Here is a 629-nt window from a genome sequence, read left to right as displayed (position 1 = left end):
TCTGTCGGCGGCCGACTTCGATCCGACGGTCATCTTCCAGGGGCTGTCCACGATGCTCGAGTCGTCGATGTCGATGGCGCAGGCCGCCCTGAAGATCGCCGACGAGTTGTGGGGTGGTCAGAGCGCGGTGTCGGCCGCTGCGAAAACCGGTGAGGCGAGCGTCAACAGTGGGCAACTCGCAGCGCAGGGCAGCGGCATGTCGTTCGACATCCAGGCCGCCGCAGGCATCGTCGCCGCCGGTATGGCAACCCTGCAGGCCATCCTGGCCGCCACCATCGCCAAGATCACCGCGGCCGTCTCGTTCACCGGGCCGGCGGCCCTGCCACTCGCCGTGAGCCTGGCCGGCCTCGGACTGTCCGAAGCAACCGCCGCCGTCGCTGCCACACGGGCCCAATTGCTGGCTCCCACAACCCACATGACCGTGAACGGAGCACCGGTGCCGGTCACCAACGCGCCCACCGGTGCCGGCGGCGCAGCGCAGTCACCATTCGCGCTGGCCGGCACGATCCTCGACGCGGTGTCCCCGGTCGTCTCCACGGCCACCGAGATCCCCTCGATGCTCACCGCACCACTGCAGCAGGTGCTGGCCGCCGACGATACTTCGGTCCGGCCGGCGGCATATGTCGCGC

1 pseudogene is annotated in these 629 nt (G+C 69.6%); it reads left to right on the top strand.

Annotated features, from left to right (window positions below):
• Window positions 1–629, top strand: a pseudogene (locus tag B1964_RS17130) (hypothetical protein); the annotation flags it as partial.

The organism is Gordonia sp. i37 (genome assembly GCF_002043085.1).
Taxonomy (GTDB): domain Bacteria; phylum Actinomycetota; class Actinomycetes; order Mycobacteriales; family Mycobacteriaceae; genus Gordonia; species Gordonia polyisoprenivorans.
This window is presented reverse-complemented; position numbering and strand designations above follow the sequence as displayed.